The sequence below is a fragment of the Aureimonas sp. Leaf427 genome (genome assembly GCF_001425485.1).
Classification (GTDB): Bacteria; Pseudomonadota; Alphaproteobacteria; order Rhizobiales; family Rhizobiaceae; genus Plantimonas.
Genome location: NZ_LMQW01000007.1, coordinates 64,807 through 78,609 on the forward strand (window position 1 = coordinate 64,807; position 13,803 = coordinate 78,609).

Genomic DNA, 13,803 nt, shown 5'->3' on the forward strand with positions numbered 1-13,803 from the left:
CGGCTCGTCCGGCCGTCGAGCCGCTCTCAGGCTCTCACGGCGTCTCTAGCATGGTTCGCGCGCGAGAAAAATCGGCCGGCGGTGATCGTGAGGTTTGCGAGGACCGCTTCGGCGAGCGGGGGACCCGCCGATCGAGCGTCTTCGTCCTACGGCGAGAGTCTTGCCTTAGCGGGCGACGATCCGCTGGGCCTGCACCTGCTCGCGCTGGGCGTGCACGTCGGTCTCGATCTCCCGTGCCGCCTGGGCCCAGAACTCGAACTCCCGGCCATAGGGGCGCCCGGCCTTCTCCCAAAGGAGATAGGCGCGTTCGCGCACCAGGGGGGTTGTGTCTTCGTAAGCCATCGTCTTCGCGCCCCGACCGTGACCGCGAAGCCGGGGTCAGGCCCGCCTCGCGTTCTGTTACACGATGTTATGTGAGGCGCTTGCGCGGTTTGGCCAGACGCCTCGCGCGATCCTCCCGCCGGTTTGAACGAGCGGAGGGCGAGGTCTTGCCGGATCGGGCCGGACCGGTAGGACGGCCGAAGGCATGACGGCCGGATGGGGTTTCCATCCGGCCGCCTTGGTCGGGATCAGAAGTCGCGGCGGAATTCCAGGAAGCCGCGGGTCTGGTCGAAGTCGTCGATGCGGGCGGGCATGTCGAGATCGACATAGGAGACTTCGGCCTTCACGGTGAAGTTCGAGGTCAGCTTGTAGCCGATGTCGCCGCCGGCGCCCCAATAGTCGATCGCGCCGACATTGCCGTAATTGACGCCGAGCGAGGTCGCCGAGAGGTCGAAGGTTTCGCCGACCATGCCGTTGGCGATCAGGAAGAGCTTGCCGATGTCCTGGCGATAGGCGGCGCCTGCCTGCCAGCGGCTGGAGAAGTTCATCCGGCCGCCGTTGAGGCTGGTCAGGCTCGGCTGGTTGAAGTCGTTGGTGCCGCGGGTCGAGAAGCGGCCGATATCGTCGACGCGGGCGTAGATCGTGGGATCGAACGCATAGTGGCCCTCGACCTTCAGCACCGACTTCTTGGCGACGAGATCGTTGAGGAGGAGGCCGCCCTTCACCGCGAAGGCGCCGTCCTTGCCCTGATCGAAGGCGGCACCCGGATATTCGTCGGTCGCGAGCGCGAAGACCGAGCGGATGCCGGCCGGCGTGAAGCCGCGACGCGAATTGGTCTCCTCCACGGAGTCCTCGTCGTAGACGCCGAGGAGGTAGGCGCCGCCCCAGTCGCCCTTGTAGGATAGCTTGCCGACGACGTCGGGAAGGAAGTCGCCGGTGCCGTCGTCCTCGAGCGAGACGGTGCCCGTGAAGCCCTTGGCGGCCAGCGTGTAGGAGATGCGGTTGGCGTTGAGATCGCCCGCGGAGAACTCGAACTCGTCGAGGAGGAGGCCGTCCTCGACGCCGTTCTCGTTGTTGGTCCACAGCGTGTCGAGATAGCCGACGGTCAGGCCGCCCAGCTGGATGAAGCCCTCGTCCAAGTTGAAGGCGGTGTCGGCGCCGAAGGTGTTGGTCGCCTCGAGACGCGCCTTGGAGCGCAGGGTGCCGAGTTCGGTCTCCTCGCGAGCGTCGAATTCGAGACGGGCGCGGGTGCGCGTGCCGACCGTGTAGTCCTCGCCGACCGGCGTGCCTGCGGCGTTGCGGCGGTCGAGGTCGATGTCGTCGTTGTATTCCTGGTCGGCGCCCTGGACGCGCATGCGGATGTAGCCGCCCATCTTCAGGCAGGTCTCGGTGCCGGGAATGTAGAAGAAGCCCTTGCCGTAGACGTCGCAGACGCGGACATAGTCGGCCGGCTCGGCTTCCACGAGGGTAACGGCGTCGGCGGCCTGTGCCGCGGTGGCGCCGACGAGGGCGGCTGCCGATGCGAAGAGAAGGCTCTTCAAGGTCATGGAAAGACGCTCCGGGAGGTCGAGAGGCGAATGCTGTGCGCATTGCGGGATCGAGGCGAAACCATTCTCGCCCCAGCACCTTGCCTGTGGCCAAAGGCGGCGCCGAAAACAACCGGCCTCGCGATTGTGACGAAGTGTGACACGAGCCCCGTTCCTCCGGCGCAACACATCTCTCGAAGACCTAATGATCACGGACATCTTGTCTTGAAACTGTCACGAAGAGGCCTGCGCGGCTTGGAAACTCTCCGTCTGTTCTTTCGCGTATCTGCCGGGTGGAGGCTTCGGCGGGTGCTGGTCCCGGCGGCGGCAGGAGGCTTCGACGGCGCCGTTTGCCATGTCGACCGGGAGCCGCGCTGCCGCCGGCCCCGGGGCGGCTGTTCCGGATCTGCAAGGATTTTCTGCAGGATCGAGCCGTTCGCCGGTGCCTGTCTTGGCTGAGCCGCAGGGGATGTTCGACACGGCGGAGGGACGCCGTCTCGCGGAGGCCGACGCCGGCGGCTGGCGGCGCTGGGGGCCTTATTTGGCGGAGCGGCAATGGGGGACGGTGCGCGAGGACTACAGCGCCGACGGCGATGCCTGGGCCTCCTTTCCGCACGATCACGCCCGCTCGCGCGCCTATCGCTGGGGCGAGGACGGTCTGGCCGGCTTCAGCGACGAGCACCAGCACTGGTGCCTCTCGCTCGGGCTCTGGAACGGGGCGGACGCGATCCTCAAGGAGCGCCTGTTCGGGCTGACCAATGCGGAGGGCCCGCACGGCGAGGACGTCAAGGAGCTCTGGTGGCACCTCGACGGCACGCCCACCCATTCCTACCAGAAGATGCTCTACCGCTATCCGCAGGCAGCCTTCCCCTATGCCGATCTCGTGGCGGAGAACGCGCGCCGCCAGGGCACCGACGCGCCGGATTATGGGCTCGCCGATACCGGCGCCCTCGACGGCAGGCGCTATTTCGACGTCACGGTCGATTATGCCAAGGCCGGGCCGGACGACATCCTGATGCGCGTGCGGATCGTCAATCGCGGGCCCGAGGCCGCGCGGCTCGACATCCTGCCACAGCTCGTGGCGCGCAACATCTGGAGCGGGCGGCCGGGCGCCAAACGGCCGCGCATCGCGCCCGCCGGCGACGGGCGCGTCCTCGCGCTTCACCCTTCCGCGCCGCCGATGCGCTTCGAGGCGTTGCAGCCGGCCCGAATGCTCTTCTGCGAGAACGAGACGAACCGCCGCCGCATCTTCGGCGAGGGACCGGATGGCGCGTTCAAGGACGCGATCGCCGACCACGTCACGGGGGGCCGGGCCGACCCGCTGCCTGAGGAGGGCACCAAGCTCGGCGCCCATTCCCGGCACGATCTGACGGCCGGCGAGGGCGTGACCCTGCGCTACCGCTTCGCGCCGGCCGAGGCGGGGCCGATCGATCCGGCCGGGTTCGACGCCGTGTTCGAGGCCCGGATCGCGGAGGCCGACGCCTTCTACGCCGCGCTCCAGAGGGATATCGAGGACGGCGATGCGCGCCTCGTGCAGCGCCGGGCGCTGGCGGGCCTTCTCTGGTCGAAGCAGGTCTACCGCTACGACGTGAAGCGCTGGCTCGACGGCGATCCGGGCGGCCCGCCGCCGCCGCCGGAGCGCCGGGCCGGCCGCAATGCCGATTGGACGCATCTCGACAATGCCGACGTCGTGCTCATGCCGGACACCTGGGAATATCCCTGGTACGCCTCCTGGGACCTCGCCTTCCACGCGCTGCCGATGGCACTGATCGACCCGGCCTTCGCCAAGGCGCAGCTCCTCATCCTGACGCGCGAATGGTACATGCATCCGAGCGGCCAGCTTCCAGCCTACGAATGGTCCTTCGGCGACGCCAATCCGCCGATCCACGCCTTTGCGGCGCTGCGCGTCTACCGGATGGACGAGGCGATGACGGGCCGGGCGGACCGCGCCTTCCTGGAGCGCATGTTCCACAAGCTGATGATCAACTTCACCTGGTGGGTGAACCGCCGCGACGCGGCCGGGCGCAATCTCTTCCAGGGCGGGTTTCTCGGGCTCGACAATATCGGCGCCTTCGACCGTTCCGCGCCCATACCGGGCGGCGGCTTCATCGAGCAGGCCGACGGCACCGCCTGGATGGCCATGTATGCGCTGAACCTCATGCGCATGGCGCTGATCCTGTCCGAGGACAATCCGGTCTACGAGGACGTGGCGACGAAGTTCTTCGAGCACTTCCTCGCCATCGCCTCCGCCATGACGCATATCGGCGGCTCGGAGGCGGAGAAGGACCGGGACGGACGGGGCCTCTGGGACGAGGCGGACGGGTTCTTCTACGACGCGCTCGTCCTGCCCGACGGCACGCAGACGAGCCTGCGCGTGCGCTCGCTGGTCGGGCTCATCCCGCTCTGCGCGGTGGAGGTGCTCGATCCCGGCCTGGCCGAGCGCCATCCCGGCTTTGCCGCGCGGCTCTCCTGGATGCTGCGCCATCGCCCCGATCTCACGAGCGAAGTCTCGCGCTTCGCCGAGCCCGGCCAGAAGGCGCGGCTTCTGCTCTCGCTCCTGCGCCGCCATCGCATGACGGCGCTCCTGACGCGCCTTCTCGACGAGACGGAGTTCCTCTCGCCCTACGGCCTGCGCTCCCTGTCCAAGGCGCATGGCGCCGAGCCCTTCGCCTTCGACCACAACGGCACGCGCCTCGAAGTGCGCTACGAGCCGGGCACGTCGAGCGCCAGGATGTTCGGCGGCAATTCCAACTGGCGCGGTCCCGTCTGGATGCCGCTCAACGTCATGCTGATCGAGGCGCTGCTGGAGTTCGAGCGCTTCTACGGCACCGATTTCCAGGTGGAGTGCCCGACCGGATCGGGCGTGACGAAGCCCCTGTCCGGCATTGCCGAGGAGCTGTCGCGGCGGCTGTCCGCGCTCTTCCTGAAAGGGCCGGACGGGCGCCGTCCGTCGCAGGCGGCGGGACCGGCCGAGGAGCCGGGGCCGGAGGGCGAGGATCTCGTTCTCTTCCACGAGTTCTTCCACGGGGAGACCGGGCAGGGCCTCGGCGCCTCGCACCAGACGGGCTGGACGGCGCTCGTCGCGCTCCTCCTCCAGCCGCGCTGCGCCGTGCGCGGACAGGCTCTGGCCGTGCCGACGGCGTGAGGTAGCCCGTCCCGCGTCCGGCGGGGTCTTCATCCGGAGTGCGCCCGGTGCGGGTTTTTCGGGCCGGGCGGGTTTCGGCGATGGAAAGCGAGAGAAGAAACGAATATTCCATTTTGGAGAGCCGAATTCCGCGAAGGGGCACGGTCCCTCGTTCCTGAAGCTTTGAGCGCCGCGACGATGACCGACGAGTCCACCTCCCTGCCCCCGTCCCTGGCCCCCTCCCTGCCAACGACGTTCGACGAGCTGAAATCCCTCATTCTCAAGCGCAAGGGAACGCTGCCCAAGCGCCTGCGGCAGGTGGCGGTCTTCGCGCTCGACCATCCCGACGACGTCGCCTTCGGCACGGTGGCGACGATCGCGGCGGCCTCGCAGGTGCAGCCCTCCGCGCTGGTGCGCTTCGCGCAAAGCCTCGGTTTCGAAGGCTTTTCCAGCCTGCAGGCGCTGTTTCGCGACCGGCTGCGCGAGAGGAAGCCCGATTACGAGGAGCGCCTCAACGCGCTGCGCGACACGCAGGAGCACGGCTCGCAGGCGATCCTGCACGGGTTTCTGGCGGCGGCCCGCCGCTCGTTGGACAAGCTGGCGGGCGCCGTCGATCCCGGCGCCTTCGAGCGCTCGGTGAAGATCCTGGCAGGGGCCGAGACGATCTACATCATCGCCAAGCGCCGCTCCTATCCGATCGGCAGCTACATGGCCTATGCCTTTGGAAAGCTTGGCATACGATCTCAGATCGTCGGCACGGCGGCGGGAATCGACGACGACATCCTGCGCCTCGCCGGCCCGAAGGACGCGGCCTTCGCGGCAAGCTTCTCGCCTTATGCCTCTGAATCCGTGGCGCAGGCGAGAAGCCTTTCGGCGCGCGACATTCCCGTCGTCTCTTTGACCGACTCGGCCTTCTCGCCGCTCGTGGAATCCTCGAGCGAATGGTTCGAGCTGGCGGAGGCCGACCATGCCGGCTTCCGTCTCCTCTCCGCCTCCATGGCCTTCGCCATGGCGCTGACGGTGGCCATCGCCGAAGAGCGGCAGGCGATGGCGGAAAACAAAGAATAGAACGAAAATTCCATATTGACGATGACGTCGCCTCTATGTTTCATGCAAGGCGCGCTGCGCCTCGGCCGATGGTCCGCTGCGCATGCATTCTTGAGGGAGACGACGATGGTTGACGAGGGCGCGCGACTGGATCTCGTGACGATCGGCCGTGCTTCGGTGGATCTCTACGGCCAGCAGATCGGCGCGCGGCTGGAGGACGTGGGGAGCTTCGCCAAGTCCGTCGGCGGGTGCCCGACCAATATCGCGGTCGGCACGGCGCGGCTCGGCCTGACATCGGCGCTCCTGACGCGGGTCGGCGACGAGCCGTTCGGTCGCTTCATCCGCGAGCAGCTCGTGCGCGAGGGCGTGGAGACCGCCGGCATCACGACCGATCCCGAGCGGCTGACGGCGCTCGCCATCCTGTCGGTGGAAAGCGACACGTCCTTTCCGCTCCTCTTCTACCGCCATGACTGCGCCGATATCGCGCTCTGCGAGGACGACGTGGACGAGGCCTTCGTCCGGCGGGCGAAGGCCGTGCTCGTGACCGGCACGCATTTCGCCAAGCCCGGCACCGACGCGGCCCAGCGCAAGGCCATGCGCATCGCCAAGGCCAACGGCGCGCGCGTCGTGCTCGACATCGACTACCGCCCGAACCTCTGGGGTCTGGCCGGCCACGATGCCGGCGACAACCGCTACATCGCCTCCGAAGCCGTCTCGGCGCACCTGCGCACCGTGCTCGCCGACTGCGATCTCATTGTCGGCACGGAGGAGGAGGTGCTGATCGCCTCGGGCGAGAGCGACCTCGTCTCGGCGCTGAGGACGATCCGGGCCCATTCGCAGGCGACCATCGTCCTCAAGCGCGGGCCCATGGGCTGCATCGTCTACGAGGGCGCCATTCCGGCCGACCTCGAAGAGGGCATCGTCGGCCGGGGCTTCCCGATCGAGGTCTACAACGTGCTCGGCGCGGGCGACGCCTTCCTGTCGGGCTTCCTGCGCGGCTGGCTGCGCGGCGAGCCGCATGCGACCTCGGCGACCTGGGCGAATGCCTGCGGTGCCTTCGCCGTCTCGCGCCTCCTCTGCGCGCCGGAAATCCCGACTTGGGCGGAGCTGCAGTTCTTCCTGAAGCACGGCTCCAAGGAACGCGCGCTGCGCAAGGATGCCGCGATCAACCACATCCACTGGGCGACGACCCGGCGCCGGGCGATCCCTGATCTCATGGCGTTCGCCATCGACCATCGCTCGCAGCTGGAGGATCTGGCGGCCGGCGACGCCGAGCGGCTGAATCGCATTCCCGCCTTCAAGGTCCTGGCGGTCGAGGCGGCCGCCCGGGTGGCCGACAAGCGGCCGGGCTTCGGCATGCTGCTCGACGACAAATACGGCCGCGAGGCCCTGTTCGCCGCCGCGCGCGAGCCGGGCTTCTGGGTCGGCAAGCCGATCGAGCTGCCGGGCTCGCGCCCGCTGCGCTTCGAGTTCAGCCAGGATCTCGGCTCGCGCCTGATCGACTGGCCGGTCGACCACTGCATCAAGGTCCTGTGCTTCTATCATCCCGACGACCAGAGCGATCTGAAGGCCGAGCAGATCCTGAAGCTGCGCTCGGCCTTCGAGGCCGCGCGCAAGGTCGGGCGCGAAATCCTGATCGAGATCATCGCGGGCAAGAACGGCCCGCTCGGCGCGGACACGATCGCGCGGGCGCTCGGCGAACTCTACGACGAGGGTTTGACGCCCGACTGGTGGAAGCTGGAGCCGCAGGCGAGCGTGGCCGCCTGGAGGGCGATCGACGCGGTGATCGAGGCGCGCGATCCCTATTGCCGGGGCGTGCTCCTGCTCGGGCTGGAGGCGCCGGTGGAGGCGCTGCGCCAGGGTTTTGCGGCCGCACGCACCTCGCGCAGCGTACGCGGCTTCGCGGTGGGGCGCACGATCTGGGTGGAGGCGGCCCGGCGCTGGTTCGCCGGCGAGATCGACGACGCGGCGGCCGTCGCCGACATGGAGGCGCGGTTTCGCGCGCTCTGCGAGGCCTGGGTCTCGGCACGGCAGACGATCGCGGCCTGACCGGAACGCCGTCGGCGAGGGCGGGGTTTCTGCGGGCGTGTATGGGAAGGGGCGGGACCGGCCGAAGGGCCGCCGCCAAAGCGGGTGCGGACGAGGCGGCCGCGGGGAGGATGGATTTCATGACGACGACAGTGGTGCGCCTGACCATGGCGCAGGCCGTGGCGCGGTTTCTGACGCGGCAGATGACGGTGATCGACGGGGTGAAACAGCCGATCTTCGGCGGCGTCTTCGCGATCTTCGGCCATGGCAACGTCGCGGGCATCGGCGAGGCGCTGCATGGCGTCCGGGAGGAGATCACGACCTTTCGGGCGCAGAACGAGCAGGGCATGGCGAACGCGGCCGCCGCCTTCGCCAAGGCGAGCTTCCGCCGCCGCTTCATGGCCTGCACGACCTCGATCGGCCCGGGCGCGCTGAACATGGTGACGTCGGCGGCCATGGCCCATGCCAACCGCCTGCCCATGCTGCTTCTGCCCGGCGACGTCTTCGCCGGACGGCAGCCCGATCCGGTGCTCCAGCAGGTGGAGGATTTCGGCGACGGGACGGTCTCGGCGACCGACTGCTTCAAGCCGGTCTCGCGCTATTTCGACCGCATCACGCGCCCCGAGCAGATCGTGCCGGCCCTGCGCCGCGCCATGCAGGTTCTGACCGATCCCGCCGAGTGCGGCCCGGTCACGCTCGCGCTCTGCCAGGACGTGCAGGCGGAAGCCTACGACTATCCGGAAAGCTTCTTCGCCGAAACGGTCTGGACGCCCCGCCGCGTGCGGCCGGACGAGGACGAGCTGGCCGCCGCCATCGCCGCGTTGAAGGCGGCGCGGCGCCCGATCGTCGTCGCCGGGGGTGGCGTTCTCTATTCCGGCGCGGCCGCGGCGCTGCAAAGCTTCGCCGAGACGCACGGCATTCCCGTCACCGAGACGCATGGCGGCAAGTCATCGATGCCCCATTCCCATCCGCTGAACATGGGCGCGGTCGGCGTCACCGGCTCGTCCGCGTCGAACGCGCTCGCCACCGAGGCCGATCTCGTGCTCGCCGTCGGCACGCGGCTCGCCGATTTCACCACCGGCTCCTGGGCGCTCTTCCAGGATGCGGGCCTGAAGCTCGTCGGGCTGAACGTCCAGCCCTTCGACGCGGGCAAGCACGATGCGCTGGCGCTCGTGGCGGATGCGGCGGTCGGCATCGAGGCGCTGTCGGCCGGGCTCGGCGGGCACAGGGTCGATGCGGCCTGGACCGACAAGGCCAAGGCCGCAAAGGCCGAGTGGATGAAGGCCACCGAGGCCGCGATCGCGCCGACCAACGCGCCGCTGCCGACGGACGCGCAGGTGATCGGCGCGGTGCATCGCGCGCGCAATTCGCCCGACACCGTGCTCGTCTGCGCCGCCGGCGGGTTGCCGGGCGAGCTGCACAAGCTCTGGCAGGCCGAGGCGCCCGGCGGCTACCACATGGAATACGGCTTCTCGACCATGGGCTACGAGGTCGCCGGCGGCTTCGGCGTCAAGCTCGCGCGCCCGGAGGCGGACGTCATCGTGATGGTCGGCGACGGGTCCTACATGATGCTGAACTCGGAGATCTACTCCTCGGTCATGGCGGGCGCGCGCTTCACCATCGTCCTTCTCGACAATGGCGGCTATGCCTGCATCAACCGGCTGCAGATGGCCTGCGGCGGCGCCAACTTCAACAACATGCTGGCCGACAGCCATCATGTCGACCTGCCCAAGATCGACTTCGCCGCCCATGCGAAGGCCATGGGCGCCGCGACGCGCAAGGTCGCCTCGATCGCCGAGCTGGAACGGGCGCTCGTGGAGATGAAGGACGAGCCGCGCACCGTCCTCATCGAGATCGACACCGACCACCTCGCCACCACCGAGGCCGGCGGCCATTGGTGGGACGTCGCGGTGCCCGAGGTCTCCGAGCGCGAACAGGTGCTCGAAGCGCGGCGCGGCTACGAGAAGGCGCGGGCCGCCCAGCGCATCGGATGACAAAACCCGGCGCCACTCTTCTTCCAATGAGGGAGAAGGTGGCGCGATCAGCCGGATGAGGGGGCGCCGCGGAGCGGCAACCTGCCATGCGCTGCGGCCGTCCCCCTCATCGCCTGCCGGCACTTCTCCCCGTGGGGGAGAAGAACGCGGCGTTACCGTCTCACCCCTCTTCTTTCTTCTCCCTGTTTTCGAAGGTGACCGCATGATCCGCTACGGCACGAACCCCATCGCCTGGACCAATGACGACGATTTCTCCATCGGCGGCCATCTCACGCTGGAGGACTGCCTGTCCGACTGCCGGACGATCGGCTTCGACGGCATCGAGAAGGGCCATCTCATGCCCGCCGATCCCGAGGCGCTGAAGGTCAAGCTCGCCGAATACGGTCTCGTCTTCGTCTCCGGCTGGCATTCGACCAATCTTCTCGTCAACGACATCGAGACCGAGAAGGCCGCGATCCAGCCCCATCTCGATCTCCTCGCCGCCAACGGCTCCAAGGTCTGCATCGTCTGCGAGTGCTCCAACACGATCCATGGCGACGACACCAAGGCCGTGCTGCGCGACCGGCCGAAGCTGAGCCCCGAGCAATTCGCCGAGTTCGGCGCCAAGCTCGAACAGCTCGCCGCCTACTGCGCCATCCAGGACATCGCGCTCGTCTACCACCACCACATGGGCTCGATCGTGCAGACAGGCGAGGAGATCGATCTCCTGATGGCGAACACGGGACCGGCGACCAAGCTCCTGCTCGACACCGGCCATGCCTGGTTCGGCGGCTCGGACCCCGCCGAGGTCGCGCGCAAGCACATGGGCCGCGTGCGGCACATTCACTGCAAGAACGTGCGCCCCGAGATCGCCAGCCAAGTCGAGGCGGAGAACCTCTCCTTCCTCGAAGGCGTGCGCCGCGGCGTCTTCACCGTGCCCGGCGATACCGAGGGTGCCGTCGATTTCCCGGCCGTCCTCGAGATCGCCGCCGAGCACGGCTACGAGGGCTGGCTGGTCATCGAGGCCGAGCAGGATTCCGCCGTCCGCAACCCGCTGGAGTACCAGACCCTCGGCCACACCTCGCTGAGGCGCTTCGCCCGGGAAGCCGGGCTCGATCGGGGCTGAGCGAGGCGCGCGGTCTCGGCCGCGGGGAGCGCGGCCGATCGGCTGATATCGCGGTCCCGTCCCGCCCTTGCCGGGTGCGGGGCCGCGATCCATGTCGTCATCGGGGTTTGCGTTGCGCTATAGGGGGCTCGGCGAGCCTTGCGCCATCCCGCTGAACAGGACGCTCCCGATGGACCCCGACGATCATTCCCGGCGCCTCGCCGATCTCGGCTGGTCGCCCTTCTTCGCCGAGCAGATCGGGCCGGAGGAGGACGGCACGCTCCCCGCGCGGATCACCTCGGTGCACCGGGCGCGCGTCGCGGCCCTCACGGCGGAAGGGCCGGTCGAGCCGGTCCTGGCGCATCAGGCTCGGACCAGCGAATTCGCCGTCGGGGACTTCGTGCTCCTGGAGGCGGAGACGCACCTGATCCTGCGCCGTCTCGACCGCCGGTCGGTGGTGGAGCGGCGGGTCGTCGGCTCGACCATACCGCAGCTCGCCGGCGCCAATATCGACACGCTCTTCATCGTGACCTCCTGCAATGCCGACTTCAACCCGGCGCGCCTGGAGCGCTATCTGGCGCTCGCCAACCAGGCGGAGACGGTGCCGGTCATTCTCCTGACCAAGGCCGACCTCACCGACGACGTCGCCTCCTACCAGAGCGCGGCGCGCGCGCTGCAGCGGGGGCTGGAGGTCGTCACGCTTCATCCCAAATCCGACCGCTCGATCCTCGATCTCGCCCCGTGGTGCGGCGCCGGGCGGACCGTGGCGCTCGTCGGCTCGTCCGGCGTCGGCAAGTCCACGCTCGTCAACACGCTGCTCGGCGGCGAGGGCGCGCCGCAGGAGACCGGCGCCATTCGCGAGCAGGACGCCAAGGGCCGCCACACGACGACGGCGCGCTCGCTGCACAGGATGGCGGGCGGCGGCTGGATCATCGACACGCCCGGCATGCGCAGCCTGCAGGTCAGCGAGGTCGGCGAGGGTCTCGACACGCTCTTCGCGGAGATCACCGAGCTCGCCCCGCTCTGCCGTTTCCGCGACTGCACCCATGCGCACGAGCCGGGCTGCGCGGTGCAGGCGGCGGTGGCGGACGGGCGGGTCGACCCGCTGCGTCTGGAGCGCTGGCGCAAGCTGCGCGCGGAAAACGCCGCCAATGCCGCGCCGAAGACCAAAAGCCCCGGCGCGGGACATCGCCGGAAGCGTTGATCTCGACCGCAGGCTCGTCGGTATCAGACCGGAATCGAGGCCGTGTCGCCGCCCGTCAGGGTGCGCACGAAGCGCGACGTGCGCGGATCGGACGGCGCGCGCAGGACCGCCTCGGGCGGGCCTTCCTCCACGATGTCGCCGCCCTGGAGAAAGGCGACGTGGTGCGAGATGCGGCCGGCGAGGCGCAGGTCGTGCGTCGCCATGAGCATGGTCATTCCGCCCTCGGCAAGCTTGCTCAGGACCTCGACCACCTCCGTCGCGAGTTCCGGATCGAGGGCCGATGTCGGCTCGTCGCAGAGGAGCAGCTTCGGCGAGGCCGCGATGGCGCGCGCGATCGCCACGCGCTGCTGCTGGCCGCCCGAGAGCGTGGCGGGATAGGCATTCGCCTTTTCGGCCATGCCGACGAGGCCGAGAAGCTCCTCGGCCCGGGCGCGCGCCTTCTCGGCCGGCCATTTCAGGACGGTGAGGAGCCCTTCCTGGACATTGTCGACGACCGAGCGGTGGGGGAAGAGCTGGAAGTTCTGGAAGACCATGCCTGTGCTCCGGCGCACCGCGAGGACGTCGCGCTGGACGAGGCGGCGGCCGGGCTCGAAGGTCACGGCGAGATCGCCGAGCTCCAGCCGTCCCGATTCCGGCACTTCCAGAAGGTTGACGCAGCGCAGGAGCGTGCTCTTGCCGCCGCCGGACGGGCCGATCAGCGCGGTGACGCGGCCCTCGGCGATGGTGAGGTCCACCCCGTTCAGGACCGTGTTCGTCCCGAAGGTCTTGCGGATGCCGGAGAGGCGGATCACGAGCGGCTCTCCAGATAGCCGCCATAGGTGGCGAAGTGGCGCTCCAGACGGCTCTGCAGGGCCGAGAGGACGGAGGAGAAGACGAGATAGAGGAGCGCGGCCTCGATATAGAGGATCAGCGGCTCGTAGGTGGCGGCGACGATGCGCTGCGCCTGCTGGAACAGCTCGGGCACGGTGATGGCGGCGGCGAGCGAGGTGTCCTTCACCAGCGAGATGAAGGAGTTCGACAGAGGCGGGACGGCGACGCGGATCGCCTGCGGCACGATCGTGCGCGTCATCGCCTGCCGGCGCGTCATGCCGATCGAGGCGGCCGCCTCCCACTGCCCCTTGGGGATGGCCGAGAGGGCCGAGCGGATGATCTCGGACGTGTAGGCGCCGACGCTGAGCGAGAAGCCGATCAGCGCGGCGGGAAAGGCGTCGATCAGGATGCCCAGACTCGGCAGGCCGTAGAAGATGACGAAGAGCTGCACGAGAAGCGGCGTGCCGCGGATGAACCAGACGTAGAACCGCGCGACGGCGGCGATCGGCCAGGGCGCGAAGAGGCGCAGGACCGCCACGCCGAAGCCGATCGACAGGCCGAACAGGAAGGACAGGAGCGCCAACGGCACCGTGAAGACCAGCCCCGCCCGCAGGAGCGGCCAGAGCGAATCCAGCATCAGTTGCAGGGTGGGGTTCAAGATGGTC

General features: G+C 68.8%; 10 protein-coding genes. 6 read left to right on the forward strand and 4 right to left on the reverse strand.

The window, feature by feature from the left end; translation table 11 throughout:
- Positions 1–165: 165 nt before the first annotated feature.
- Together ASG62_RS25365 and ASG62_RS06600 are read right to left on the reverse strand one after the other, a co-directional pair.
- Positions 166–315, reverse strand: a complete 150-nt coding sequence (locus tag ASG62_RS25365) for a DUF2934 domain-containing protein (protein ID WP_320409364.1) — start codon at positions 313–315, stop codon at positions 166–168.
- A gap of 254 nt (positions 316–569) precedes the next feature.
- Positions 570–1,868 (reverse strand): porin, encoded by a 1,299-nt coding sequence (locus ASG62_RS06600; protein WP_056695467.1) that lies wholly within the window; start codon positions 1,866–1,868, stop codon positions 570–572.
- 448 nt (positions 1,869–2,316) lie between these two features.
- Here ASG62_RS06600 and ASG62_RS06605 point away from each other — a divergent pair, with 448 nt between their 5' ends.
- The 6 genes from ASG62_RS06605 (at position 2,317) to rsgA (ending at position 12,328) form a co-directional block, all read left to right on the forward strand.
- Positions 2,317–4,992 carry an MGH1-like glycoside hydrolase domain-containing protein gene (locus tag ASG62_RS06605; protein WP_056695469.1) on the forward strand — a complete coding sequence of 892 codons (2,676 nt, stop codon included), beginning with the start codon at positions 2,317–2,319 and terminating at the stop codon, positions 4,990–4,992.
- Positions 4,993–5,169: 177 nt separating this feature from the next.
- Entirely contained in the window at positions 5,170–6,039 is an 870-nt protein-coding gene (locus tag ASG62_RS06610; RefSeq protein ID WP_056695649.1) for a MurR/RpiR family transcriptional regulator, read from the forward strand.
- Between the two features lie 105 nt (positions 6,040–6,144).
- A complete protein-coding gene (locus ASG62_RS06615) occupies positions 6,145–8,067 on the forward strand; it encodes a bifunctional 5-dehydro-2-deoxygluconokinase/5-dehydro-2-deoxyphosphogluconate aldolase (protein ID WP_056695651.1) in 1,923 nt (640 codons plus the stop codon).
- Positions 8,068–8,186: 119 nt separating this feature from the next.
- Positions 8,187–10,040, forward strand: coding sequence for a 3D-(3,5/4)-trihydroxycyclohexane-1,2-dione acylhydrolase (decyclizing) (iolD, locus tag ASG62_RS06620; RefSeq protein WP_056695654.1), 1,854 nt, complete (start codon positions 8,187–8,189; stop codon positions 10,038–10,040).
- Positions 10,041–10,242: 202 nt separating this feature from the next.
- Complete coding sequence (gene iolE, locus ASG62_RS06625; protein WP_056695471.1) at positions 10,243–11,145, forward strand: myo-inosose-2 dehydratase; 903 nt, start codon at positions 10,243–10,245, stop codon at positions 11,143–11,145.
- A gap of 169 nt (positions 11,146–11,314) precedes the next feature.
- The gene (rsgA, locus tag ASG62_RS06630; protein WP_056695473.1) at positions 11,315–12,328 is read left to right on the forward strand and encodes a ribosome small subunit-dependent GTPase A; all 1,014 of its coding nucleotides are present in this window, start codon (positions 11,315–11,317) and stop codon (positions 12,326–12,328) included.
- Positions 12,329–12,351: 23 nt separating this feature from the next.
- On the opposite strand, the gene ASG62_RS06635 is transcribed toward rsgA, so the two are convergent.
- Together ASG62_RS06635 and ASG62_RS06640 are read right to left on the reverse strand one after the other, a co-directional pair.
- Positions 12,352–13,119, reverse strand: a complete 768-nt coding sequence (locus tag ASG62_RS06635) for an amino acid ABC transporter ATP-binding protein (protein ID WP_056695475.1) — start codon at positions 13,117–13,119, stop codon at positions 12,352–12,354.
- Entirely contained in the window at positions 13,116–13,775 is a 660-nt protein-coding gene (locus tag ASG62_RS06640; RefSeq protein ID WP_056695476.1) for an ABC transporter permease subunit, read from the reverse strand. The genes ASG62_RS06635 and ASG62_RS06640 overlap by 4 nt, the downstream gene beginning before the upstream one ends.
- Between the last annotated feature and the right edge of the window lie 28 nt (positions 13,776–13,803).

What these genes read in the sequence shown, in the direction of transcription:
- ASG62_RS06600 (WP_056695467.1), bottom strand. Translation starts at nt 1,868, where the DNA reads ATGACCTTGAAGAGCCTTCTCTTCGCATCGGCAGCCGCCCTCGTCGGC.
- ASG62_RS06605 (WP_056695469.1), top strand. Translation starts at nt 2,317, where the DNA reads ATGTTCGACACGGCGGAGGGACGCCGTCTCGCGGAGGCCGACGCCGGC.
- iolE (WP_056695471.1), top strand. Translation starts at nt 10,243, where the DNA reads ATGATCCGCTACGGCACGAACCCCATCGCCTGGACCAATGACGACGAT.
- ASG62_RS06615 (WP_056695651.1), top strand. Translation starts at nt 6,145, where the DNA reads ATGGTTGACGAGGGCGCGCGACTGGATCTCGTGACGATCGGCCGTGCT.
- ASG62_RS06640 (WP_056695476.1), bottom strand. Translation starts at nt 13,775, where the DNA reads ATGCTGGATTCGCTCTGGCCGCTCCTGCGGGCGGGGCTGGTCTTCACG.
- ASG62_RS06610 (WP_056695649.1), top strand. Translation starts at nt 5,170, where the DNA reads ATGACCGACGAGTCCACCTCCCTGCCCCCGTCCCTGGCCCCCTCCCTG.
- rsgA (WP_056695473.1), top strand. Translation starts at nt 11,315, where the DNA reads ATGGACCCCGACGATCATTCCCGGCGCCTCGCCGATCTCGGCTGGTCG.
- iolD (WP_056695654.1), top strand. Translation starts at nt 8,187, where the DNA reads ATGACGACGACAGTGGTGCGCCTGACCATGGCGCAGGCCGTGGCGCGG.